Genomic DNA, 21,314 nt, shown 5'->3' with positions numbered 1-21,314 from the left:
CTATTCTCCTTGCACTTTCTACTATTATCACAGTGATTAAAGCGTTTACAAATTATTTCAAAATAATTAGTAAATCCATTCATTCATTAATTTTGAGTAGTCAACTAATTCTTCTTCCTTAAAGAAAATAGCAATCTCGCGCTCTGCACTTTCTAACGAATCAGAACCATGGATAATGTTTTTCGCAACAGTTACACCGAAATCTCCACGAATTGTTCCAGGAGCTGCTTCATGTGGTCTTGTTTTACCCATCATGTTACGAGCTGTATCTACTACACCTTCACCTTGCCATACCATTGCGAATACAGGGCCAGATGTAATAAAGTCTACTAATTCACCAAAGAAAGGTTTCTCTGTGTGCTCAGCATAGTGTTGTCCAGCAATTTCCGGAGTGACTTGCATTAATTTTGCACCAACTAATTGAAAGCCTTTTTTCTCAAAACGAGCTACGATTTCCCCAATGAAGGCACGTTGTACACCGTCTGGTTTTACCATTAGAAATGTTTTTTCCATAAAAAATCTCTCCACTTCTGAATTATGTATGTAATTGTATATCCCCACACACATATTAACACCCTTATCACAATTGCGCAATAGTTTTGAAATAGAGAGATTATTTTATTTTTTAGAAAAAACACTAAAATTTTCGTTTCCCAATATACTTTGCTACATTTTGTAATGCATACTTCGCTTGTCCACGCGGAAGTGGTTTTATGATTTCTAATGCTTTATGTAAATAACGTTCACTAAACGCAAATGCTTGATCAATAGCGTCACTATTTTTTACAGCCTCAATAATTTCTTTCATTTCGTCCGCTGTTGTATTTTCATGTACAGATATGATTTTCTTACGAAGGGTCGGATCTTCCATAGCGTATAGGGCAGGAAGCGTAATATTCCCTTGTAGTAAATCTCCACCAGCAGGTTTTCCAAGCTTCTCTTCTGTGGAAACGAAGTCTAAAATATCATCAATAATTTGATACGACATTCCTACAAAATACCCATACCAAAATAGTCGATTTACCGTATCACGATTAGCGCCAGCAGCAATTGCTCCTAGTTGACAACTCGCAGCAATTAATAATGCTGTTTTTCGCTTTATTCTTCTTAAATACGTTCGTAAATTTTGGTCATAATTGTACTTATCTTTAATTTGTTCAATTTCACCTTTACAGACTTCTAAAATGGTATGCGATAGCGCCTGATGCGCCTCTGGAATTTCGATATTTGTTATACATTCAAGAGACTTAGCGAACAAATAATCCCCTGTATACATTGCAATACGATCTCCCCATTTCGCATTCACAGTTGCACTACCACGTCGTAAAAATGCAGCATCAATAACATCATCGTGAACAAGAGAAGCCATATGAATAAGTTCTAACGCAACAGCTACATGTTTAATTGCATCTAACTTATAATCTCCAAATTTTCCCGCAAGCAACACAAATACAGGACGAATTCGCTTCCCACCAGCTTCAATAAGTTGTAATGCTGCCTCTTCTACCAATGGCTGTTCAGAAGCAACTGTCTTTTTTAATTCTTTTTCTATCACATTAATATCCGATCGTAAAAAAGAGTACATAAGTTGTAACTTCATATTGTTCACCTTAACCTAAAACTTCTTTTTTCTTTTTTTCTATTTTGATTCTGGTTTCATACCTAAATGCATCGCTGCTACCCCAAAAGTAAACGGCTTCACTTGTACATGTTCAAGTCCAGCTTTTTCAAACATATGAGCCAATTCTTTCATACCCGGGAATGTACTAGCAGATTCTTGCAGCCATGAATATTCTTTAAAACTTTTCGCAAATAACTTTCCAAATAACGGCATGATATATTTAAAGTATAAAATATAACCTTGTCGAAAACCAATCATTGTTGGTTGAGATGTTTCTAAACAAATTACTTTTCCACCTGGTTTTACTACACGCGTCATTTCTTTTAATACGTGCATATAATCCGGTACGTTACGTAAACCAAATCCAATCGTTACATAATCAAATGTGTTATCTTCAAATGGAAGTTCCATTGCATTCCCGTGTAAAAGTTCTACTTGTTTTAATTGTAACGCCTCTACCTTTTGCTTACCGACAGATAACATATTTTCACTGAAGTCTAAACCAACAACCTTGCCCTGTTCACCTACCGCTCCAGCTAGCGCAATTGTCCAGTCCGCTGTCCCGCAGCATACATCAAGAGCTTTGCTACCTGGTTTTACATCCATAATGCGCATCGTCTCTTTACGCCACGCTTTATGTCTTTGAAAACTAATGACAGAATTCATCACATCGTATTTATCAGAGATTTTCTCAAATACATCATGTACTCTTTCTTCTTTTGATTGTTGCATGCTCGTACCTTCTTCCAATGTAAAATTGCTTATGTCTTCGATTTATCTCTTAATACAGAGTTTATTTCGCTTATATCTGTGTGGTTTTCCAAATATTGATTTTCTTTCTTTCTGAGTTCCATCATCCATCCATGAATAACTGTTTCTACCTCCGCTTTATCCTTCATAATCCCTTGAACTGCTTGAAAAACAGGTGAATGTTGTTTATCAGCGTGCAGTTCACATTCTTTTTGAAGACGGTTTTTTCCTAGTACATACGTTATAAATGGCTTCCAATGCGATACATGAAAATGATCACATGTTTTTTGCAAGAGTGCAGACTCAATCGTTACTACACTTTCCATTATGTCATCCATCGTTTCATGCGCTTTTTGATATAACATTATTTTGTGTTCATTAATTTCTTTAATTCCTTCAGCAAGCGCGCGAATTAAAACAATATCACGATTCATAGACAATAAGTAATAATATAACCCACTATAGTAATCACCAGCAAGTACTGTTAACTGGCGACGTTTATGCGATTCAACCGCTTCTTCCCCTGCTTTATTTGATACTCTTTCATGTGTATCAAGCGCAATTTGCACAAGCATAATCGTTACTACATAATGCTCAATTTGTTCTATATGTAAATTTTCACTTTTTAAAGCACCATATAACAATGCTATTTTTTCTTCATCAATAAATGGTTCTTCAATATAGTTTATAAAATAAGGATGGCGTAATTTCTCCATCAATTTCTCTCTTATACCCGCATACCCTCCGTAGATGTCACACACAAAAATCACCCTTGTTTTCTAATTCATAAAACTTATTATAACACATACATTCTATTTTCTATAACCAAAACTTGGCTACTCTTTCCAAACTTCCACCGAACTAAATAACATCTTCCATTCTTTTTAGTAGTCTTTCTATTCTCACTCTGCCTTGCTAAAACTATATCATTTATTTACATAAAAAAAAAAGAAAAGCAGTTTCCTACTTTTCTTTACTTTGTTTTAATAAAAGATAAAATTTCACTACGTGCTGCTGCATCATTTTCTAACACACCACGTACTGCTGTTGTTACAGTTTTCGCGCCCGGCTTTTTCACACCACGCATCGTCATGCACATATGTTCCGCTTCTACTACTACCATTACACCATGCGGCTCTAGTACTTCCATAATAGAGTTCGCTACTGTTGATGTAATACGTTCTTGCAGTTGTGGACGACGTGCAATTGTATCTACAGTTCGAGCTAATTTACTTAACCCTGTCACTTTTCCGCCTTGCGGAATATATGCAACGTGAGCAACTCCATAGAATGGAACTAAATGATGCTCACACATCGAATAAAACGGTATATCTTTTACTAGTACAAGCTCCTCGTGATCTTCTCCGAACACTTTATGCAAATGTTCTTTCGGATCTTCATGCATACCCGCGAACACTTCTGCGTACATTTTTGCCACACGCTTTGGTGTATCAAGTACTCCCTCACGATTTGGGTCATCTCCGATTGCCTCTAAAATAAGGCGTACTGCATGTTCAATTTGTTCTAAATTAACTTTTGCCATCCGCTAGCCCTCCCGAAAACCTAAAAGTGATACGAACACATTCTAGCATATTTATGTTTTTAAAAGCAAAAAGAAGAGTTCCCAAAAAGGAAACTCTTCTTCCCTGTTAATATGTAAGGATTATTTAACCGCATCTTTTAACGCTTTACCAGGTTTGAATGCAGGTACTTTACTTGCAGCGATTTCAATCTCCTCACCTGTTTGTGGGTTACGACCTTTACGAGCCGCACGCTCACGAACTTCGAAGTTACCGAATCCGATCAGTTGTACTTTATCACCTTGTTTTAAAGCTTCTAAGATAGAATCAAAAACAGCGTCTACTGCTTTTGTTGCGTCCTTTTTAGAAAGGGAACTTGCTTCTGCAACAGCATTGATTAAATCTGTCTTGTTCATGCCATTCACCTCCTCCCAAAGATAAGACTGTATAATGATCATAAAATGAGTCTTACTTTCATTTGTAGGCAATTTTTACAAATTCTATACTACAAAGATGTAGATAAATCATTATCAACGCCTATATTATACGATTCTCCTTTATAATTCAATATTTTTAAGGAAATTGTTACTCTTAAAATGTGAAAATCTGATGAAACTTGACAATTTACAACAATATATTAGATAATGACTGTTTATTTTGCTATTCTATACGCGAAAATCAAAAAAATCCCTCTACGATGAGAGGGATTTTTTTCTTATAATATAATCGCAATTAATCCGCCAGATCCTTCATTAATAATTCTTTCTAGCGTTTCTTTTAATTTATATCTCGCATTTTCTGGCATTAAAGATAGTTTCGCTTGAATGCCTTCTCGAACAATAGAGCTAAGTGAACGTCCGAATATATCAGAATTCCAAATTGATAATGGGTCATCTTCAAAATCCTGCATTAAATAACGAACTAATTCTTCACTTTGCTTTTCAGTACCAATGATTGGCTCAAACGTTGACTCCACATCTACTTTAATCATATGAATAGACGGAGCTACAGCTTTTAATTTCACACCAAACCTTGAACCGTGACGAATAATTTCTGGCTCATCTAAGCTCATGTCAGCTAACGCAGGCGCTGCTACACCATATCCGGTTTGCTTTACCATACGCAGGGCATCCGCCACTTGATCGTATTCTATTTTCGCATGAGATAAATCGAGCATAAGCTTTAATAAATGATCTTTCCCTCGAATTTCTACTCCTACTACTTCTTTTAAAATTTGATCATATAATTCATCTGGTGCATATAAATCAATCTCTGCTACACCTTGCCCCATATCAATGCCAGCTAGGCTCGCTCGATCAATAAATTCATACTGACTAAACTGCCAAACGACACGGTCCACATCACGAAGACGTTTTATATCCTTCACAGTCTCTTGAACAGCTTCTTGATAACTTTGGCGTAACCAATGCCCTTCATTTAACACCATCACCCAGCTCGGAAGGTTAACATTCACTTCTAAAACCGGGAACTCAAATAAAGCCTCTCGAAGCACATTGTACACATCTGTTTCCCTTAAACTTTCTACACTCATCGCAATGACTGGGATATCATATTCTTCAGATAAACTTTGGCGCAATTGCTCTGTATCTGGATGATACGGCTGTACAGTGTTGATGATCATAATGAAAGGTTTTCCGACTTCTTTTAACTCATTTACTACGCGTTCTTCTGCTTCTATATAATCTCTTCTTGGAATTTCACCAATCGTTCCATCTGTTGTAATTACAACACCAATTGTGGAATGTTCTTGAATTACTTTACGTGTTCCGATTTCTGCAGCTTCATGGAATGGAATAGGTTCTTCATACCAAGGAGTATTAATCATGCGCGGGCCATTCTCATCTTCATAGCCTTTTGCTCCTGGAACCGTATATCCAACGCAATCTACCAATCGAATATTCACTTCAAGACCTTCATCTACTTCGATAGAAACCGCTTGGTTTGGAACAAACTTCGGTTCCGTCGTCATGATTGTACGACCAGCAGCACTTTGAGGCAGTTCATCCTGCGCCCTTTGACGGTCAGACTCATTCTCAATATTAGGAATAACTACAAGTTCCATAAATTTTTTAATGAATGTTGATTTCCCTGTTCGAACAGCTCCTACAACTCCAAAATAAATATCACCGCCTGTGCGTTCCGCAATATCTTTAAAAATATCTACCTTTTCCAAGTGATTCCCTCCCTCAATATTTTTGGGAATAATTCCACATTTATAGTCAACTAATACCTTCTCTAACGTTGCCTATAATATCTGATATAATATAATGGTATTCTAGAAGTTCGGACAATATATCATATAATTTTGTCCAATTTCATATGACTATTAAAAAATACCTTTTGTTTGCATCGCAAGTTGTGTAACATAAAAAACCTTTCTTCTAGAACTTATTCACTAAAAGAAAGGTTCATGACTTATGATTTTAAAAAAATTGGTTCTCCATTCTTTACCGTATACGGTAAAGAATACGCAGGTACAAATGGAGAATCTTTCGAAAGTATATTCCGAATATCTTCCCCCTCCTTAAATTGCCCTTCATTTTTTTTCAACGCTTCATATAAGTCGATTCGATAATCAACATAAATTTCTCCCTTTTCATTGATTACAAAAGGAAGCCCTTTACCAGAATACGGACTTGTCACTTGCGGCACATCTTTATATCCTAATTTTTTGAAATCTAATTCATACACACCATCTGAAATTACCTTTTTAAAAGGCGGATATTGATGTTCATCCCGATACATCCTAAGCTTTAATGATAATTCCTGAATTTGTTCAGCCATCCTAACATCAATTAACTTTACTGTCGGGTTTGTTTCAACGTCTATTAATACGTATTGGTATACTCCTCCGCTTTCATACGCATTTCCTGGCGCTTCTTGTATGTAACGCGGAGCAATCTTTTGAAAATCGATTGGATACTTTTGATAAATAGGCGTACTCATATCCCGCGTCTTAATTGGCAATATCCCCTCATTTTGCTCCTTAAATGTCACTACAGCTTTTTGAACAACCTGTACCTGATCTTCATAAGGAACGGCATTTTGTTTCATATTTTCTTTCGGATACAGACATCCTGTTAAAAGGCTCATACAACAAAATATTAAAATAATATGGACTTTTTTCACTAGCAATCACCTTTTCATACTAATATAACTTGCTCCGTATGTAGCATTTTCGAGACCATTCCATTTACTGCTGTACAGGTCCACTAAATACAACAAGAAAAATAACAATTCCTGACACAATCATAAGGGTGTACGCTACTAACGCTGTAATCCCTTTCAAAAATTTATTCTTTATTTTGTATCTACTTAGTAAAATAAAACTTACTGCAAAAAACATAAATCCAATTGCTCCTAAAGCAAACCACATTTTTATGAGCCCTTCTGACATATACACACCCCTTTTTATTAATCTATTTTTATACTATTTTAACAAATTAAAATCTTTAAACAAATACAAAAAGAACATTTTACTACAAATTACGAATATATAACTTTAATCAACAGGTTTTTTTCGCATCTTCCACTAATCTAAATAAAAATAAAACCGAAGCGAGTGTATCTCTCGCTTCGGTTGACCAAATATGCCCAAAACAGCTCTATTCCCATACTTTCATGGCTATCATATGCAATCTACAAACTCTTTGTTTCTTATATTTTATTTTTTAAACATTTTGCTTAACGAGCCAAAATCAGCGGGCATATTATTGTTAATGATCGCTTTTACAATTTGATCCTCTTGTTCTTTCGGCACTTCACGTCCTGCCATAAGAGCCACTTGATGAATCAATTGACGAAGCACAGTCTCATCACGTAAATTCGCATTCTGTACAGATGATGCTAATTTAAAAATATCTTCTTTATTCACTTTCGCTTCTTTTTCAATGTTATTAAAAATGTTATTATCCATTCTTTTCACCCTCTCCTCAAGTTACTCTTCATCCTATGCAAAATTAAAAAAATGGTGAAAAGACCCATAAAAATAAAAAGCGACAGAAGTACAAATGTACTTCTGTCGCTTTTCTTTAAAGTAAGTCAGGTATAGCTTCCACTTCATGTTTTCGAACACGTCCCATTAATGAGCCTACTGCATCTTTCACATTATTCCCATTGAACAGCACGTCATATAAAGCAGCTGTAATCGGCATTTCAACTTCCATTTTCTCTGCTAATTCGTGAGCAGCTTTCGTTGTTCTTACACCTTCTACAACCATACCCATGCTTTCTAACACCTCTTCTAAAGAGTGTCCTTTTCCAAGCATATTTCCAGCGCGCCAATTTCGGCTATGAACACTTGTACAAGTTACAATTAAGTCTCCCATACCAGTTAGACCAGCAAACGTTAACGGATTTCCGCCCATTTTTCTTCCTAAACGAGCAATCTCCGTTAAACCACGTGTCATTAATGCCGCTTTCGCATTATCACCTAATCCAAGTCCATCAGTTATCCCAGCAGCTAATGCGATAATATTTTTTAACGCACCACCAAGCTCAACCCCAACAATATCCGGATTTGTGTATACACGGAAGTAACTATTCATAAACAAATCTTGTACTTCCTCAGCAGCTTCCATACGCTTTGCTGCAGACGTAACCGTCGTCTCTTGACGTAAACCGACTTCTTCAGCATGACTCGGTCCAGACAGTACAACAACGTCTTTAATCAAGCCCTCTGGAATTTCTTCCTCAATCACTTCCGAAATACGTTTTGACGTACCAGGTTCAATCCCTTTACTTGCATGAATCCAAGTAGTCGGACCCGCTACATATTTCTTCATATCTTGTAATACCTCTCTATACGCTTTCGTTGGTACTACAAGAAGTACTACATTTACATCTACTAATGCTTCTTCTAAAGAAGAGTAGGCTGCGATTGTGCTTGGCAATGTAATTCCTGGAAGGTATCGACTATTCTCATGTTTTGTATTAATCTCATCCATAAGTTCAGAACGATTTCCCCAAATACGTACATCATGTCCATTGTCAGCTAATACCATCGCTAACGCTGTTCCCCAGCTACCTGCTCCAACTACTGTGATTTTTGTCATAAAATCACATCCTCTCCATTAGTCTCTTGCTCTAGCGATAATGTGAATCGGCGTTCCTACAAAACCGAACGCTTCACGTAAACGATTCTTTAAGAAGCGCTCATATGAAAAGTGCATTAATTCTGTATCGTTTACAAATATAACAAATGTTGGTGGTTTTACCGCAACCTGTGTCGCATAGAAGATTTTCAGACGGCTACCATTATGAGTTGGTGTTGGATTCATCGCTACCGCATCCATAATTACATCATTTAATACGTTCGTTTGAATACGGATACTATGGCTTTCATTTACTTCATTAATAACTGGTAATAATGTTTGTGTACGTTTTTTCGTTTTCGCAGATAAGAATACAATCGGTGCGTACTCTAAAAATTGGAAATGAGCACGGATGTTTTCTTCAAATGCTTTCATTGTTTTTTCATCTTTTTTCACTGCATCCCATTTGTTTACGACGATAATAACAGCACGTCCTGAATCATGAGCATATCCAGCAATTTTTTTATCCTGTTCAATAATTCCTTCTTCTCCGTCTAAAACGACTAAAACAACGTCAGAACGTTCAATCGCTCTAAGCGCACGAAGTACACTATACTTTTCTGTGCTTTCGTATACTTTCCCTTTTTTACGCATACCAGCTGTATCGATGATTACATAATCTTGACCATCTTTACTATATGGTGTATCAACAGCATCACGTGTCGTTCCCGCTATATTACTTACAATTACACGTTCTTGACCAAGAAGTGCATTTACAAGTGATGATTTCCCTACATTTGGACGTCCAATTAAAGAGAAACGGATTGTTTCATCATCATACGCTTCTTCTTCAATCTTTGGAAAATGATTTGCAGCTTCATCTAACAAATCACCAAGCCCTAAACCGTGTGTACCTGAAATCGGGAATGGCTCGCCAAATCCTAATGCATAAAAATCATAAATATCACTACGCATTTCTGGATTATCAACCTTATTTACCGCAAGTACAATTGGTTTTTTAGAACGATATAAAATTTTAGCAACTTCTTCATCTGCTGCAGTTACACCATCGCGACCATTCGTCATAAAAATGATAACATCTGCTTCATCAATCGCTACTTCCGCTTGTTGACGAATTTGTGTCAAGAACGGCTCGTCTCCAATATCAATTCCACCTGTATCAATAATGTTAAATTCATGATTTAACCATTCTCCCGCACTATAAATACGGTCTCGTGTTATACCTGGTATATCTTCTACGATTGAAACTCTTTCTCCAACAATTCTATTGAAAATAGTAGATTTTCCTACGTTCGGGCGGCCTACTATTGCTATTACTGGTTTCGGCATATACTTTCATCCTTTCAACTTGCTTCTGTTTATTATGTAAAAAACCCTTCTTTGTGCAAGAAGGGATTTGCATTCCAGAATATTTCTCAGCGTATCAAAACACCTCACATTATACCACACGTTACTAATGTTTCACAATAATATATACATTCTCTTGTAAGCGATGCGCAATACCATCTAAAATTGCCTCTAAATTATTTGCAACAAATTCTAACTCATCTGTCGATTCACAAGTAAACAAAGGGGCACCACCAGCAAATTTCTCCGGCGTTGTTGTAATAACCGCGAGAATCACACTTTCTAACATCATCTTTTATCTCCCCTTCCTTTCGGGGCTTCCGATGACATATGAACAGCACTTTCTAACGTCGGCACATTCCCTATGACACCTATCGCTTTCTCTGCATCTTGATCTTGTGGCAAGACAAAAATCCCAACCCTACCATCTTCTAAATCACGCTTTGCCAACGGCACAAGCGCTGGCGTACCAGAATCTCTATAAATCCCTAAAGCAACAGAAACATCATGTAAAATAGCTTGTCGTTGTCCTAAGTTTGAGATTGTCACCATCGCATCAATTGTTTTCGGCCTTAAAATAAAGCCCATTCCATATTTCATAATTTCCTCTTGCCTTGCTGGCAATCCAATATTCATAATGTAAATGTTATCAATATACAGCCCCGCTCCTTCAAAACGAAGTGGAACATGCTCGATATCAACAAGATCATGTAACCTTCTGCCAGACATTAATTTTTTCGCGATAATAAATGCGATTATAGCCATAATTACTCCAGCAATCCACGAATGGAATCCTATATACGCAAACGTCGTTGCAAACGACGTTAACATCGCCAAATAGTTTCGACTTTCAAAAACTAACGCAATCCCTTCAATATATGTATTTCCACGCGGTACGAGCTCATATCCATCTAATTGTTGAAGGGTATTTCTTTCCATATTACGCACATCACGAAACTGTGTTGCTGCTAATGTAAGAAATGTAATAGCAGAAAAATCTTTTTTCAAAATTGACGGAATCGCAATCGCTCCTAAAGCCGCTGCAATTAACCCCATCGCAACGTGAATAATTTTTCCGTGGAGCCTCGTCGGATATTGACGCGTATCTGTCCGGAGCATTAGCACTCTCGTTACTGTCCCCGCTATTACTCCGCATAAAATGGCCGGTGTATATTCAATCATGTATTACCCTCGCCTTTCTTTTACGTGCTTTCCTCTTGAACTGTTCCATGTATACTGATGCTTTTGCAATCCAAAACAAAATTGCCATGAAAAATGTAGCAACGGCGACGATATCAAAAAACGCTAAACTTCCGTAATCATAAGGGAAATGTAGTTTTCGAAAAATAAGTGTCACTAACAATTCCCCCTGTAACATTCCTATATAAAGAGAACATAATCGCAATATGCGATCCTCATGCAATAAAACCGATGCATACACAAGAGCACCACTTAACAAAAACAACCTGTCCACCACAATCCAAATCGGATCATATACTTCTAACAAATGAAAACTTGTATATAACATTGCAATAATAAGTGCCGAAAGTAAGCTATATAATTTTTTCCAAATAGAATATAGTGCGATTCCTATAAAAGCAACAATACAAAGCAAAAGTGCATTTACTGATACCGTGAATGAAGCAATCGTTACATGTAACGGAGAGCAAATAATAAAAATCAATATACAAACGCTTATCTTCCAGCGCATAGAGTCCTTTTTCATAAAAAAAGTTACAACGATCCACCCTATCCAAGCTAAAAAATAAAAAGTACTCCCTTCCATCATTTCACCTCCTATGTTTTCCATTATGGGAACTTTTTATGAAAATTAATCCACTTTCTTCGCGCATAGTTTTTTCATATAACAGCAACACTTTTAATAAGGAGGTGCTATTCATTATGGGTAAAGATCGTCAAGAACGAAAACTAAGAGAATCACGACGCGTTGAATCTGATCGTGACCAATCACTACAATATCCGGGTGCAACTGGACTGGATACACCAGAGCAAGCCCGAAAACAAAATCAGCACTAATGAACACAAAAAGACGGTTTCGATATTGTACGAAACCGTCTTTTACATAATTATTTTAATGATTTTTACTTATATCAAAATAACATTTAACATCCGAATTTTTCTATGGTTTATTTTTATCTCCACCTATTTTTTCCTTTGCGAAATTAAACCCTCCCCAATAATTCAGTAGCAAACTATCTACATTTTCCAGCCTCTTTTTCAGTCGCAACTTGCACAAGATAGTGTTTATATAGGAATAATTTTATTTTGATAGAATATTAATTCCATTCCTCACCTTATATTACTAAAACGAACAAAAAACAAAAAAATCAACCAAACGGTTGATTTTTTATCTTCTACTATAATGCGTCGTATCAATACCACGCTGCGTTAACCAATGATACGTTTCGCCCTTTACAACAAGAGGTACAGCCTGTAACTCTTCTATCGTCTTTGCACCAAGAGCTGTCATAATAAATTTCAAATCTGTATGTAAAAGATCAATTTCATCCACTAACTTCTCGATACCATCTTGCATTAAAATACGTAAAAAATATCCAGCAAACGCAGTTGTATTCGCCCCTAATGCGATTGCTTTCGCTACATCAAGCGCTGTTTGTATACCCCCAGATGCAATAAAAGAGAGGTTATTATTTGTAGAGGTTGCTTCAATAATCGAGGTTGCTGTTTGTATGCCCCAGTTATTAAAATAAGAAAGCATTCGCTGTCTTCTTTCATTTTCAACAGCAGCAAAATTTGTACCACCTTGTCCACCAATATCAATTGCCGTTACACCTATGCTCGCTAACTGTTGTACGGTTTCCTTACTCATCCCAAATCCAACTTCTTTCACAATGACAGGAACTTTACTATTTAATACAATTTTCTCAATGCGCTGAAGTACACCAGTAAAGTCACGGTCTCCTTCTGGCATCGTTAACTCTTGTATGACGTTTAAATGAATTTGCAATGCATTCGCTTCAATCATATCAACGGCACGCTCTGCTTTTTCGATAGTTGCCTCACTACCTAAATTAGCAAAGAAAACACCATTCGGGTTTACCTTTCTGATAATCTTATAAGAAGCTGCCTCACTTTCATCTTTTAACGCCGCCATTTGCGACCCTACAGCCATAGCAAGATTATGATGTTTCGCTACATATGCTAATTGCTCATTAATATGTAACGTTCTCTCTCCCCCACCACCAGTCATCGCATTGATAAAAATCGGCGAACTTAGTGAAAGTTCGCCGATTTTTGTTTCACATGTTATTGTGTCATAACTTGAATTTGGCAATCCTTGATGCACAAAATCAATATCATGAAAGCCATGCGTACGAGACTGACCAGTAGAAAGAGCGTATTCAATATGATCTAATTTACGTTTTGCCCTTACCACTTGTACCCCTCTTTATTTCTTTAATTTTTTCAGTTGTTCACCAATAATATCACTTAATTGGAAAGTAGCAGAATCAGCATTTGGTTCATACTGACTGTAATCCTCAATTACATTATTTTCCTCAAGCGTTTCTTTTATACTTAAAGAAATACGTTTCTCTGCAACATGGACTTCAAGCACTTTCACTTTTACTTCTTGTCCCATTTCCAATACTTCATTTGGATTTTTCACGTGACGATTTGCAATTTGAGATACATGCACAAGACCTTCAACGCCAGGTAAAATTTCAACGAATGCACCGAATGTAACAAGACGTTTTACTACTCCCTCACGAATATCTCCAGCTTTTATTTCGCCAGCAACATTCTCCCAAGGTCCTGGCTGAGCTGCTTTAATTGATAAAGAAATACGTTGTGTATCAGCATCAACAGATAATACCTTTACCTTTACCTTTTGACCTTGCTCTAATACTTCAGAAGGTTGCTCTACACGTTCGTGTGAAATTTGTGAAATATGAACTAAACCGTCCACACCACCAACGTTAACGAAAGCACCAAAATCCGTTAATCGTTGCACTGTTCCTTCAACAACGTCTCCTTCTTTTAATGAAGAAATCGCTTCTTTTTTCTTAGAATCTAGTTCTAATTCTACTACTGCTTTATGCGAAAGGATTACACGATTTTTTTCGCGGTCTAATTCAACAATTTTCACGGCTAATGTTTTGCCTTTATAGTCAGTAAAATCTTCTACATAATGTACTTCTACAAGTGAAGCTGGGATAAAACCACGAACACCAAGGTCCACAACTAATCCACCATTCACGATATCTTTTACAGTAACATCAAACACATGACCAGAAGTAAATTTCTCTTGTAATTCTACCCATGCTTTTTCTGCATCAACAGCACGTTTAGATAAGACAAGATCATCTTCTTCTAATTTAATAATTTTCAATTCTAGTATTTGATCTAATTCTACAACATCGCTTGCTTTTTCAATATGAACGTTAGCTAATTCACTAATTGGAATTACGCCATCTGTTTTGTATCCAACATTTACAAGCACTTGTTTCTCTTCAACTTTCGTTACAGAACCTGTAACAACGTCACCAACTTGTAATTCTTTTGAATCCATAACTTCTTCATTCATTTTCTCTACCATGGAAATACCTCCCTACAGAATTGACAAAGCATTTTTATGTATATACGAAATGAAAACATATGTTTTCATTTGCATGTTTAAGAATTTATCATCACATACTCAGTTTTCATACATTTCACTAAAAAATATATTAAACCTATATAAATAGTATACAGCAAAATCATCTTGAAGAAAGTATGTTTTGAAATATAATAGCGAATATATTCTGAAAGTTTTATCCTTCTTTTACTAACTTCTTACAAATCCGATCATTTGTCAAGGAAAGAGACTCACAATTCACGCATCCTTTACATTTCTATATAAACAAAAAAAGAAAGAGGTTATCCCCTTTCTTTATTTCGCAAACACTCCTGAAACAATACTCATAATTTTTTGGACAACTTCTTCAATTGATAAAGAAGTTGTATCTAATTCCAATGCATCATCAGCTTTCTTTAGAGGAGAAACTTCGCGTTCTGAATCTAATTTATCACGCTGAGCAATTTCTTTTTTTAACTGCTCTAAATTAGAATCGAAACCTTTATTTATATTTTCTAAATGTCTTCTTTCTGCTCTTTCTTCAACAGAAGCAAGCATAAAGATCTTCACTTCAGCATCTGGTAACACATGTGTACCAATATCACGGCCATCCATTACAACGCCGCCTTTTTCCGCTAACTCTTGTTGACGACGTACCATTTCTTCACGAACAAGGCGATGTTTCGCCACAATAGATACTCGATTCGTCACCTCAGGTGTACGAATTACTTCAGAAACATCTTGTCCATTTAAAAATACAAGTTGTGTATTTTCTCCTTGCTGAAACTCAATATTTACATTCTTTACAACTTCCATTAACTTCTCTTCATTTTCAATGTCCACTTTTCGTTCAAGGGCTGCATATGTAATCGTGCGGTACATTGCGCCTGTATCAATATAAACGTAAGAAAGTTTCTTTGCCACAACTTTTGCAACCGTACTTTTTCCAGCAGCTGCTGGACCATCTATAGCAATTGAAATTCGTTTATCCATTGTAACACCTCATTTTTTCACTTATAAAACAAAACGAAAAGCAGGTATTCTCCTGCTTCTTCTCATTTGCTTCACGTCATTAAATCCTCAATTATTGTAGCATAATCCTTCATAGAAGAAAATGAAAACTACCTATTCACCTGTAAGATTTCTGCTTTGTTTTTTACCATGACACCTTCATAATAAACAATTTTAGATAAATATTTCACTGATGACTTATGTATAAATAACAATTGCACAACAGAAAGACAAATGAATTGTATTATTAATATACGAATAAAAATTTTCTCCATCTTTTTCAATGTAATTGCTCCCTCCTATCCTATATTTACACATTTCGTTTCGTGATTTTATACATCGTATATATAGCAGCTAACTTTATTGTCATTTTCGAGGCATACTTTTATACATTTCCATTGTCGAATTTACTCAAAACATGTTATGTTCTAAATGTATTTTTCAACTTGAAAGGGGTATAAACATTGAAAAGAATCCTAGTTTTACACACAGGTGGAACAATTGCAATGGAGGAAGATAAAGAAACTGGGGTCGTACAACCAGGTGAAAAAAATCCTCTTTTAAAATTTATTCCTGATTTAGAAGGCGATGTTGATTTAATCGTTGAAGATGTGTTCCATCTACCATCTCCTCATATGACACCGAGCGAGATGTTACAATTACAAGTCATCATTGATGAAAGAGTAAAACAAGACAACATTCATGGCGTAGTCATTACGCATGGTACGGATACATTAGAAGAAACAGCCTATTTCTTAGATTTAACAGTGCACGCAACTATTCCAATCGTTGTAACAGGTGCAATGCGTTCTAGTAATGAATTAGGTGCTGATGGTCTATATAACTTCTTATCGGCTGTAAAAGTAGCTAGCTGTAGTGAAGCTGCTGAAAAAGGTGTTCTAGTCGTATTAAACGACGAAATTCATTGCGCTACAAATGTAACGAAAACACATACAAGTAACGTGGCAACATTCCAGAGTCCACAGTATGGACCAATTGGTATGGTAACAAAGCGGGGCGTTGTATTCCATCACGCTTTAGTACATCATGAAACATATTCAGTAAATAAGGTTTCTAAAAACGTAGTCGTTCTAAAAGCATACGCTGGTATGGACGATACATTGTTAGCAGCAATTGAAAACCTTCCAGTAGACGGGATTGTTATTGAAGCACTTGGACAAGGTAATTTACCTCCAAGAACACTTCCTAGTCTAGAACGATTAATCAACAAAGGAATTCCTGTCGTATTAGTTTCTCGCTGTTTCAACGGCATCGTGCAAGATGTATATTCATATGAAGGTGGCGGCAAACAATTAAAAGATATGGGTATTGTCTTCACATACGGTTTAAACGCTCAAAAAGCACGTATTAAATTATTAGTTGCATTAGAGAATATAAATTCTCATGAAACAATCCAAAATATGTTTATGCACAATTAAAAAGAAGCTGTCGAAGTTTATTTCGACAGCTTCTTTTTATATTTCCCTTGACGCAATGGTTTGCGCAATCGCATCCCCATGAAATCGACCGTTCTCAATAAATATTTCATTCGCATTATTTCCAGCAGCAATTACACCTGCAATGAAAATATGTTCAGCGTTCGTTTCCATTGTATCCTCTGCATAAATCGGACGTCCTGTTTCTTCATCAATCCGAACACCCATCTTCGTTAAGAAACTATGATCAGGATGGTAACCAGTCATCGCAAATACAAAATCATTTTGGATTGTATATGCCTCATCATCGACTGTAAACGTTAATGTATGTTCAGTAATTTCTTTCACGTGAGCCCTGAAATGCATTTGAATTGTGCCACTTCGTACTAACGCCTCAAACTCCGGCAAAATCCACGGCTTAATGCTTGGTGAATACTCACTTCCGCGATATAAAACCGTTACACGTGCACCGGTTTTAACAAGTTCTAACGCAGCATCTATACTCGAGTTTTTCCCACCTATAACTACTACATCTCGATCAAAATAAGGATGTCCCTCTTTAAAATAGTGAGCTACTTTCTTCAGTTCCTCGCCGGGAACATTCATATAATTTGGATTGTCATAATATCCAGTTGCTACAACAACATATTTCGCTATATATATTTCTGTACTTCCGTCACCCTTTGTTGTCTCAACATGAAAAACTTCTCCATCTTTTTGTACTTTCTCCACTCGCTCAAAAGCATTTACACGTACAGATTTACGTTTTACTACTTCCCGATAATACGCAAGCGCTTGATTTCGAACTGGCTTACGATTTTCTGTAATAAAAGCTACATCACCAATTTCTAATTTTTCACTAGAAGAGAAAAATGTTTGATGAGTTGGATAATTATAAATCGCATTTACAATGTTTCCTTTTTCAATTACTAACGGATTTATCCCTACCTTTTGCAACGAAATTGCTGCTGCTAATCCGCACGGACCGCCTCCAATTATGATAGCTGTTTCTTTCTGCATACTCAGCTCACTCCTAGTCTTTTACCAATACGCTATTTATAAAAACAAGAAAAAACCTACTTACAGCAGTAGGCACCTATCTTTATTGTATTCATTTTTCATATATTTGTCATCTAAACGAAACGTACATCCGATAGACATCTGCTAAAAACTGCTGAAATTTAATACCTTGTTTCCCTAATACATTTTCAGGATCAATCTTTCTAGCTGGGTCAAGTGTTTTATGTGATACGATATCTTTCTTCGGATTCAAGCCGAAGTTTTGACATAAATACGCATGATACCACGTAAAACGGGTATATGCTTCCCAAAAGTTAACATCACCGCCATAACAAAGTTCCACTCCAATGGCAGCCTTATTAGCATCATAACCATATAAGTCATTATCTGTCGGCACACCATATCGAACGTGATAGGCAACTTCATTTATAGGAACTATTTCCAATATTGTTTTATCATCTATAAATGTATGTGCCGAAGCTTTCGGTTGTATTTCATTAAAATAATCCCGATTCCCTATCGCATTGCTACCAGGGTTCCCCGTATCATGACTTACAATAAACCTTACTTTAGAAAGAGGAATTCCCGGTCGTGAACTTCCATACCCAATATAGTTACGCTCTATAGGAAACATCGCCATTACTACCAACTCCCACTTCAGAAGATTACCTTACTTCTTTATATATGTATTCGGTAGCAATGTCCTTATCGCATATTTCTTACGCGAAGAGAAAATCGAAAATATTTGATGTGAATACCATAAATAATAAAATACTTACAGCAACTCCATAAAAACCGTAAAACCAAACACAATCTTCTTTCGTATCTAAACCGAAAAATTTATTTACAGATTGTAATAATGTGCCGCGCTTACTTTGTTTGTTTCTTAATACTTCCACTCGTTCTACAACATCTGCTGGCATCATAAATCTTTGGTCTACTGTCATTTTCATCATTTATCTCTCCTTAAAATCATTTCCGTTTTGTTTATCTAAGGAAAGTATAGCACGTTTGTTCGTGCAGAACAAGCGTTCTTTTTTGTTTTTATTTTATTTTTCAACAATCCAAGTAAGAATTGAGATTACAAAAGCGATAATCGGCCCTACTACAACTGCGCCAAATATTAAAAACAGTAGTCCTTCTCCGAACGTTACTTGTTTTTCGGGCTTCCATCGTTCTTGAGAGTTCTCCCTCTAACCTCTTAACCTTTTCTTCTAATTGTTCTACTCGTTCCATCATTTCATTTTCCATATACAACACCTCACACTAATACTTCAACAAAAAAACGTGATTCCCTCGAAAGGAATCACGTTTTTTCACGATATAATATTATACCCAACCTCTGAAGCGACTTGCTTCAGCCATTTTACGAACACCGACCATATACGCAGCTAAGCGCATGTTCACTTTACGAACTTGTGCTGTTTCATAAATAGAATCAAATGATCTTACCATTACTTTTTCTAAACGTTGTTCTACTTCTTCTTCAGTCCAGTAGTAACCTTGGTTATTTTGTACCCACTCAAAGTAAGATACTGTCACACCTCCAGCACTTGCTAATACGTCTGGAACAAGTAAAATTCCGCGATCTGTTAAAATTTTAGTTGCTTCTAATGTTGTTGGACCATTTGCAGCTTCAACAACGATTTTCGCTTTAATATTATTAGCATTTTCTTCTGTAATTTGGTTCTCAATTGCAGCTGGAACTAAAATGTCGCAATCAAGTTCTAACAATTCTTTGTTTGAAATTGTATTATTAAATAGTTTTGTTACTGTACCGAAGCTATCACGACGGTCTAATAAATAATCAATATCTAATCCGTTTGGATCATGCAATGCACCGTAAGCATCCGAGATCGCAATAACTTTCGCGCCTGCATCATGCATAAATTTAGCTAAGAAGCTACCAGCATTACCGAATCCTTGAACAACAACGCGTGCACCTTTAATATCAATGTCGCGTTTTTTTGCAGCTTCGCGAATACAAATTGTTACACCTTTCGCCGTTGCTGTTTCACGTCCATGTGATCCACCTAATACAAGTGGCTTACCTGTAATAAATCCTGGTGAATTAAATTCATCAATACGGCTATATTCATCCATCATCCATGCCATGATTTGAGAGTTTGTGAATACATCTGGAGCTGGAATATCTTTCGTCGGTCCTACGATTTGGCTAATTGCTCGTACATAACCGCGGCTTAATCTTTCTAACTCACGGAATGACATTTCACGTGGGTCACAGATAATTCCACCTTTACCTCCACCGTATGGTAAATCAACAATACCACATTTTAAACTCATCCAGATTGAAAGTGCTTTCACTTCATTTTCTGTTACATTCGGATGGAAGCGAATTCCACCTTTCGTTGGACCAACAGCATCATTATGTTGTGCACGATATCCTGTAAATATTTTAACAGTCCCGTCATCCATACGAACTGGTATTTTCACTGTCATCATACGAATTGGTTCTTTTAATAATTCATATACTTCGTTTGGATAACCCAATTTTTCTAATGCTTCACTAATAACAATTTGTGTCGAATTCAATAGTTCAAAATGTTGTTCCCTTTGTTGTTGTGTTTTTGTTTGAGTTCCCTTTTCGGCTACCATAGTAAGTAAACCCCCTGTAATTTCACTTGTTTAGTAAACCTTCATTGCCTAGTATACACCGTTAAATTTGGAATGCAATAGAAAACGCTAACAAATATATACAAACTATTTCCTGTTGCAAGCGTTTTCACTATCATTATAGTCCTTTTATTGCTTTTAGAAAAGTAAAATACTTAAATATTTAAATATTTTTTATTTTACTTATATATAACAACTTAAGAAGATATTTTTAAGTATAGTAAAGAGCGCCCAAATATTTATGATTCCCGCTATACCATTAATCGTTTTGATATTTTCAGACCAACATTTTAGGTTTCTCCA

At 36.2% G+C, this 21,314-nt stretch carries 25 protein-coding genes and 1 pseudogene; 2 read left to right on the top strand and 24 right to left on the bottom strand.

The window, feature by feature from the left end:
* Positions 1-66 precede the first annotated feature (66 nt).
* The 15 genes from ndk to AC3WTA_RS15135 all read right to left on the bottom strand — a co-directional run bounded on the left by ndk (position 67) and on the right by AC3WTA_RS15135 (position 12,099).
* A complete protein-coding gene (gene ndk / locus AC3WTA_RS15205; protein ID WP_000415885.1) occupies positions 67-513 on the bottom strand; it encodes a nucleoside-diphosphate kinase in 447 nt (148 codons plus the stop codon).
* 124 nt (positions 514-637) lie between these two features.
* Entirely contained in the window at positions 638-1,600 is a 963-nt protein-coding gene (gene hepT, locus AC3WTA_RS15200; protein WP_000776073.1) for a heptaprenyl diphosphate synthase component II, read from the bottom strand.
* Between the two features lie 39 nt (positions 1,601-1,639).
* Positions 1,640-2,353, bottom strand: a complete 714-nt coding sequence (gene menG, locus AC3WTA_RS15195) for a 2-heptaprenyl-1,4-naphthoquinone methyltransferase (RefSeq protein ID WP_001187666.1) — start codon at positions 2,351-2,353, stop codon at positions 1,640-1,642.
* A gap of 29 nt (positions 2,354-2,382) precedes the next feature.
* Positions 2,383-3,132 carry a heptaprenyl diphosphate synthase component 1 gene (locus tag AC3WTA_RS15190; protein ID WP_002096763.1) on the bottom strand — a complete coding sequence of 250 codons (750 nt, stop codon included), beginning with the start codon at positions 3,130-3,132 and terminating at the stop codon, positions 2,383-2,385.
* A 212-nt stretch (positions 3,133-3,344) separates the two neighbouring features.
* Positions 3,345-3,914, bottom strand: coding sequence for a GTP cyclohydrolase I FolE (gene folE, locus AC3WTA_RS15185; RefSeq protein WP_001151478.1), 570 nt, complete (start codon positions 3,912-3,914; stop codon positions 3,345-3,347).
* Positions 3,915-4,034: 120 nt separating this feature from the next.
* On the bottom strand, positions 4,035-4,307 hold the full coding sequence (locus AC3WTA_RS15180) for an HU family DNA-binding protein (protein WP_001043860.1): 273 nt from the start codon (positions 4,305-4,307) through the stop codon (positions 4,035-4,037).
* A gap of 299 nt (positions 4,308-4,606) precedes the next feature.
* Complete coding sequence (gene spoIVA / locus AC3WTA_RS15175; protein ID WP_000416519.1) at positions 4,607-6,085, bottom strand: stage IV sporulation protein A; 1,479 nt, start codon at positions 6,083-6,085, stop codon at positions 4,607-4,609.
* A gap of 242 nt (positions 6,086-6,327) precedes the next feature.
* Positions 6,328-7,041 (bottom strand): YphF family lipoprotein, encoded by a 714-nt coding sequence (locus tag AC3WTA_RS15170; protein WP_000755483.1) that lies wholly within the window; start codon positions 7,039-7,041, stop codon positions 6,328-6,330.
* Positions 7,042-7,105: 64 nt separating this feature from the next.
* The gene (locus AC3WTA_RS15165) at positions 7,106-7,309 is read right to left on the bottom strand and encodes a DUF2768 domain-containing protein (protein ID WP_001288995.1); all 204 of its coding nucleotides are present in this window, start codon (positions 7,307-7,309) and stop codon (positions 7,106-7,108) included.
* 267 nt (positions 7,310-7,576) lie between these two features.
* A complete protein-coding gene (locus AC3WTA_RS15160; protein ID WP_000369753.1) occupies positions 7,577-7,828 on the bottom strand; it encodes a stage VI sporulation protein F in 252 nt (83 codons plus the stop codon).
* Between the two features lie 115 nt (positions 7,829-7,943).
* Positions 7,944-8,966: an NAD(P)H-dependent glycerol-3-phosphate dehydrogenase gene (locus AC3WTA_RS15155; protein WP_000161770.1), complete on the bottom strand. Its 1,023-nt coding sequence runs from the start codon at positions 8,964-8,966 to the stop codon at positions 7,944-7,946.
* A gap of 18 nt (positions 8,967-8,984) precedes the next feature.
* Positions 8,985-10,295, bottom strand: coding sequence for a ribosome biogenesis GTPase Der (gene der, locus AC3WTA_RS15150; protein ID WP_001125888.1), 1,311 nt, complete (start codon positions 10,293-10,295; stop codon positions 8,985-8,987).
* 124 nt (positions 10,296-10,419) lie between these two features.
* Entirely contained in the window at positions 10,420-10,605 is a 186-nt protein-coding gene (locus tag AC3WTA_RS15145; RefSeq protein ID WP_000979052.1) for a capping complex subunit for YIEGIA, read from the bottom strand.
* Positions 10,602-11,495: a YIEGIA family protein gene (locus AC3WTA_RS15140; protein ID WP_000575283.1), complete on the bottom strand. Its 894-nt coding sequence runs from the start codon at positions 11,493-11,495 to the stop codon at positions 10,602-10,604. Before AC3WTA_RS15140 ends, AC3WTA_RS15145 begins: the two co-directional genes overlap by 4 nt.
* Positions 11,488-12,099, bottom strand: a complete 612-nt coding sequence (locus AC3WTA_RS15135) for a YphA family membrane protein (RefSeq protein WP_000399216.1) — start codon at positions 12,097-12,099, stop codon at positions 11,488-11,490. Before AC3WTA_RS15135 ends, AC3WTA_RS15140 begins: the two co-directional genes overlap by 8 nt.
* Before the next feature lie 116 nt (positions 12,100-12,215).
* On the opposite strand from AC3WTA_RS15135, the gene AC3WTA_RS15130 reads away from it, so the two are divergent.
* Positions 12,216-12,350: a YpzI family protein gene (locus AC3WTA_RS15130; protein ID WP_000513900.1), complete on the top strand. Its 135-nt coding sequence runs from the start codon at positions 12,216-12,218 to the stop codon at positions 12,348-12,350.
* 331 nt (positions 12,351-12,681) lie between these two features.
* Here the strand turns inward: AC3WTA_RS15130 and AC3WTA_RS15125 are convergent, their stop codons facing one another.
* From AC3WTA_RS15125 to AC3WTA_RS15110, 4 genes are all read right to left on the bottom strand, one after another.
* Positions 12,682-13,731 carry a type 2 isopentenyl-diphosphate Delta-isomerase gene (locus AC3WTA_RS15125; RefSeq protein ID WP_000251028.1) on the bottom strand — a complete coding sequence of 350 codons (1,050 nt, stop codon included), beginning with the start codon at positions 13,729-13,731 and terminating at the stop codon, positions 12,682-12,684.
* 12 nt (positions 13,732-13,743) lie between these two features.
* A complete protein-coding gene (rpsA, locus tag AC3WTA_RS15120) occupies positions 13,744-14,892 on the bottom strand; it encodes a 30S ribosomal protein S1 (RefSeq protein ID WP_000229549.1) in 1,149 nt (382 codons plus the stop codon).
* A gap of 333 nt (positions 14,893-15,225) precedes the next feature.
* Positions 15,226-15,903, bottom strand: a complete 678-nt coding sequence (gene cmk, locus AC3WTA_RS15115; protein WP_000361267.1) for a (d)CMP kinase — start codon at positions 15,901-15,903, stop codon at positions 15,226-15,228.
* Positions 15,904-16,031: 128 nt separating this feature from the next.
* On the bottom strand, positions 16,032-16,205 hold the full coding sequence (locus tag AC3WTA_RS15110) for a YpfB family protein (RefSeq protein ID WP_000738044.1): 174 nt from the start codon (positions 16,203-16,205) through the stop codon (positions 16,032-16,034).
* 180 nt (positions 16,206-16,385) lie between these two features.
* Here AC3WTA_RS15110 and ansA point away from each other — a divergent pair, with 180 nt between their 5' ends.
* On the top strand, positions 16,386-17,360 hold the full coding sequence (ansA, locus tag AC3WTA_RS15105) for an asparaginase (RefSeq protein ID WP_000822001.1): 975 nt from the start codon (positions 16,386-16,388) through the stop codon (positions 17,358-17,360).
* A 36-nt stretch (positions 17,361-17,396) separates the two neighbouring features.
* Here ansA and AC3WTA_RS15100 read toward each other — a convergent pair whose 3' ends face one another.
* From AC3WTA_RS15100 to gudB, 5 genes and pseudogenes are all read right to left on the bottom strand, one after another.
* Positions 17,397-18,377, bottom strand: coding sequence for a YpdA family putative bacillithiol disulfide reductase (locus tag AC3WTA_RS15100; RefSeq protein ID WP_001168481.1), 981 nt, complete (start codon positions 18,375-18,377; stop codon positions 17,397-17,399).
* Positions 18,378-18,486: 109 nt separating this feature from the next.
* Entirely contained in the window at positions 18,487-19,017 is a 531-nt protein-coding gene (locus AC3WTA_RS15095; protein ID WP_001240648.1) for a peptidoglycan recognition protein family protein, read from the bottom strand.
* Between the two features lie 79 nt (positions 19,018-19,096).
* Positions 19,097-19,333 (bottom strand): DUF3961 domain-containing protein, encoded by a 237-nt coding sequence (locus tag AC3WTA_RS15090; RefSeq protein WP_001983018.1) that lies wholly within the window; start codon positions 19,331-19,333, stop codon positions 19,097-19,099.
* Between the two features lie 93 nt (positions 19,334-19,426).
* Positions 19,427-19,628: pseudogene (locus AC3WTA_RS15085) on the bottom strand (hypothetical protein).
* Positions 19,629-19,706: 78 nt separating this feature from the next.
* Positions 19,707-20,993: an NAD-specific glutamate dehydrogenase gene (gene gudB, locus AC3WTA_RS15080; RefSeq protein WP_000225171.1), complete on the bottom strand. Its 1,287-nt coding sequence runs from the start codon at positions 20,991-20,993 to the stop codon at positions 19,707-19,709.
* Between the last annotated feature and the right edge of the window lie 321 nt (positions 20,994-21,314).

The organism is Bacillus sp. EB106-07-01-XG149 (assembly GCF_058791555.1).
The sequence above is the reverse complement of the archived record's forward strand: the minus strand, read 5'-3'. Positions and strand labels throughout refer to the sequence as shown.

What these genes read in the sequence shown, in the direction of transcription:
- ndk (WP_000415885.1), bottom strand. Translation starts at nt 513, where the DNA reads ATGGAAAAAACATTTCTAATGGTAAAACCAGACGGTGTACAACGTGCC.
- hepT (WP_000776073.1), bottom strand. Translation starts at nt 1,600, where the DNA reads ATGAAGTTACAACTTATGTACTCTTTTTTACGATCGGATATTAATGTG.
- menG (WP_001187666.1), bottom strand. Translation starts at nt 2,353, where the DNA reads ATGCAACAATCAAAAGAAGAAAGAGTACATGATGTATTTGAGAAAATC.
- folE (WP_001151478.1), bottom strand. Translation starts at nt 3,914, where the DNA reads ATGGCAAAAGTTAATTTAGAACAAATTGAACATGCAGTACGCCTTATT.
- AC3WTA_RS15180 (WP_001043860.1), bottom strand. Translation starts at nt 4,307, where the DNA reads ATGAACAAGACAGATTTAATCAATGCTGTTGCAGAAGCAAGTTCCCTT.
- AC3WTA_RS15165 (WP_001288995.1), bottom strand. Translation starts at nt 7,309, where the DNA reads ATGTCAGAAGGGCTCATAAAAATGTGGTTTGCTTTAGGAGCAATTGGA.
- AC3WTA_RS15160 (WP_000369753.1), bottom strand. Translation starts at nt 7,828, where the DNA reads ATGGATAATAACATTTTTAATAACATTGAAAAAGAAGCGAAAGTGAAT.
- AC3WTA_RS15155 (WP_000161770.1), bottom strand. Translation starts at nt 8,966, where the DNA reads ATGACAAAAATCACAGTAGTTGGAGCAGGTAGCTGGGGAACAGCGTTA.
- der (WP_001125888.1), bottom strand. Translation starts at nt 10,295, where the DNA reads ATGCCGAAACCAGTAATAGCAATAGTAGGCCGCCCGAACGTAGGAAAA.
- AC3WTA_RS15145 (WP_000979052.1), bottom strand. Translation starts at nt 10,605, where the DNA reads ATGATGTTAGAAAGTGTGATTCTCGCGGTTATTACAACAACGCCGGAG.
- AC3WTA_RS15140 (WP_000575283.1), bottom strand. Translation starts at nt 11,495, where the DNA reads ATGATTGAATATACACCGGCCATTTTATGCGGAGTAATAGCGGGGACA.
- AC3WTA_RS15135 (WP_000399216.1), bottom strand. Translation starts at nt 12,099, where the DNA reads ATGGAAGGGAGTACTTTTTATTTTTTAGCTTGGATAGGGTGGATCGTT.
- AC3WTA_RS15130 (WP_000513900.1), top strand. Translation starts at nt 12,216, where the DNA reads ATGGGTAAAGATCGTCAAGAACGAAAACTAAGAGAATCACGACGCGTT.
- rpsA (WP_000229549.1), bottom strand. Translation starts at nt 14,892, where the DNA reads ATGGTAGAGAAAATGAATGAAGAAGTTATGGATTCAAAAGAATTACAA.
- cmk (WP_000361267.1), bottom strand. Translation starts at nt 15,903, where the DNA reads ATGGATAAACGAATTTCAATTGCTATAGATGGTCCAGCAGCTGCTGGA.
- AC3WTA_RS15100 (WP_001168481.1), bottom strand. Translation starts at nt 18,377, where the DNA reads ATGCAGAAAGAAACAGCTATCATAATTGGAGGCGGTCCGTGCGGATTA.
- AC3WTA_RS15095 (WP_001240648.1), bottom strand. Translation starts at nt 19,017, where the DNA reads ATGGCGATGTTTCCTATAGAGCGTAACTATATTGGGTATGGAAGTTCA.
- AC3WTA_RS15090 (WP_001983018.1), bottom strand. Translation starts at nt 19,333, where the DNA reads ATGATGAAAATGACAGTAGACCAAAGATTTATGATGCCAGCAGATGTT.
- gudB (WP_000225171.1), bottom strand. Translation starts at nt 20,993, where the DNA reads ATGGTAGCCGAAAAGGGAACTCAAACAAAAACACAACAACAAAGGGAA.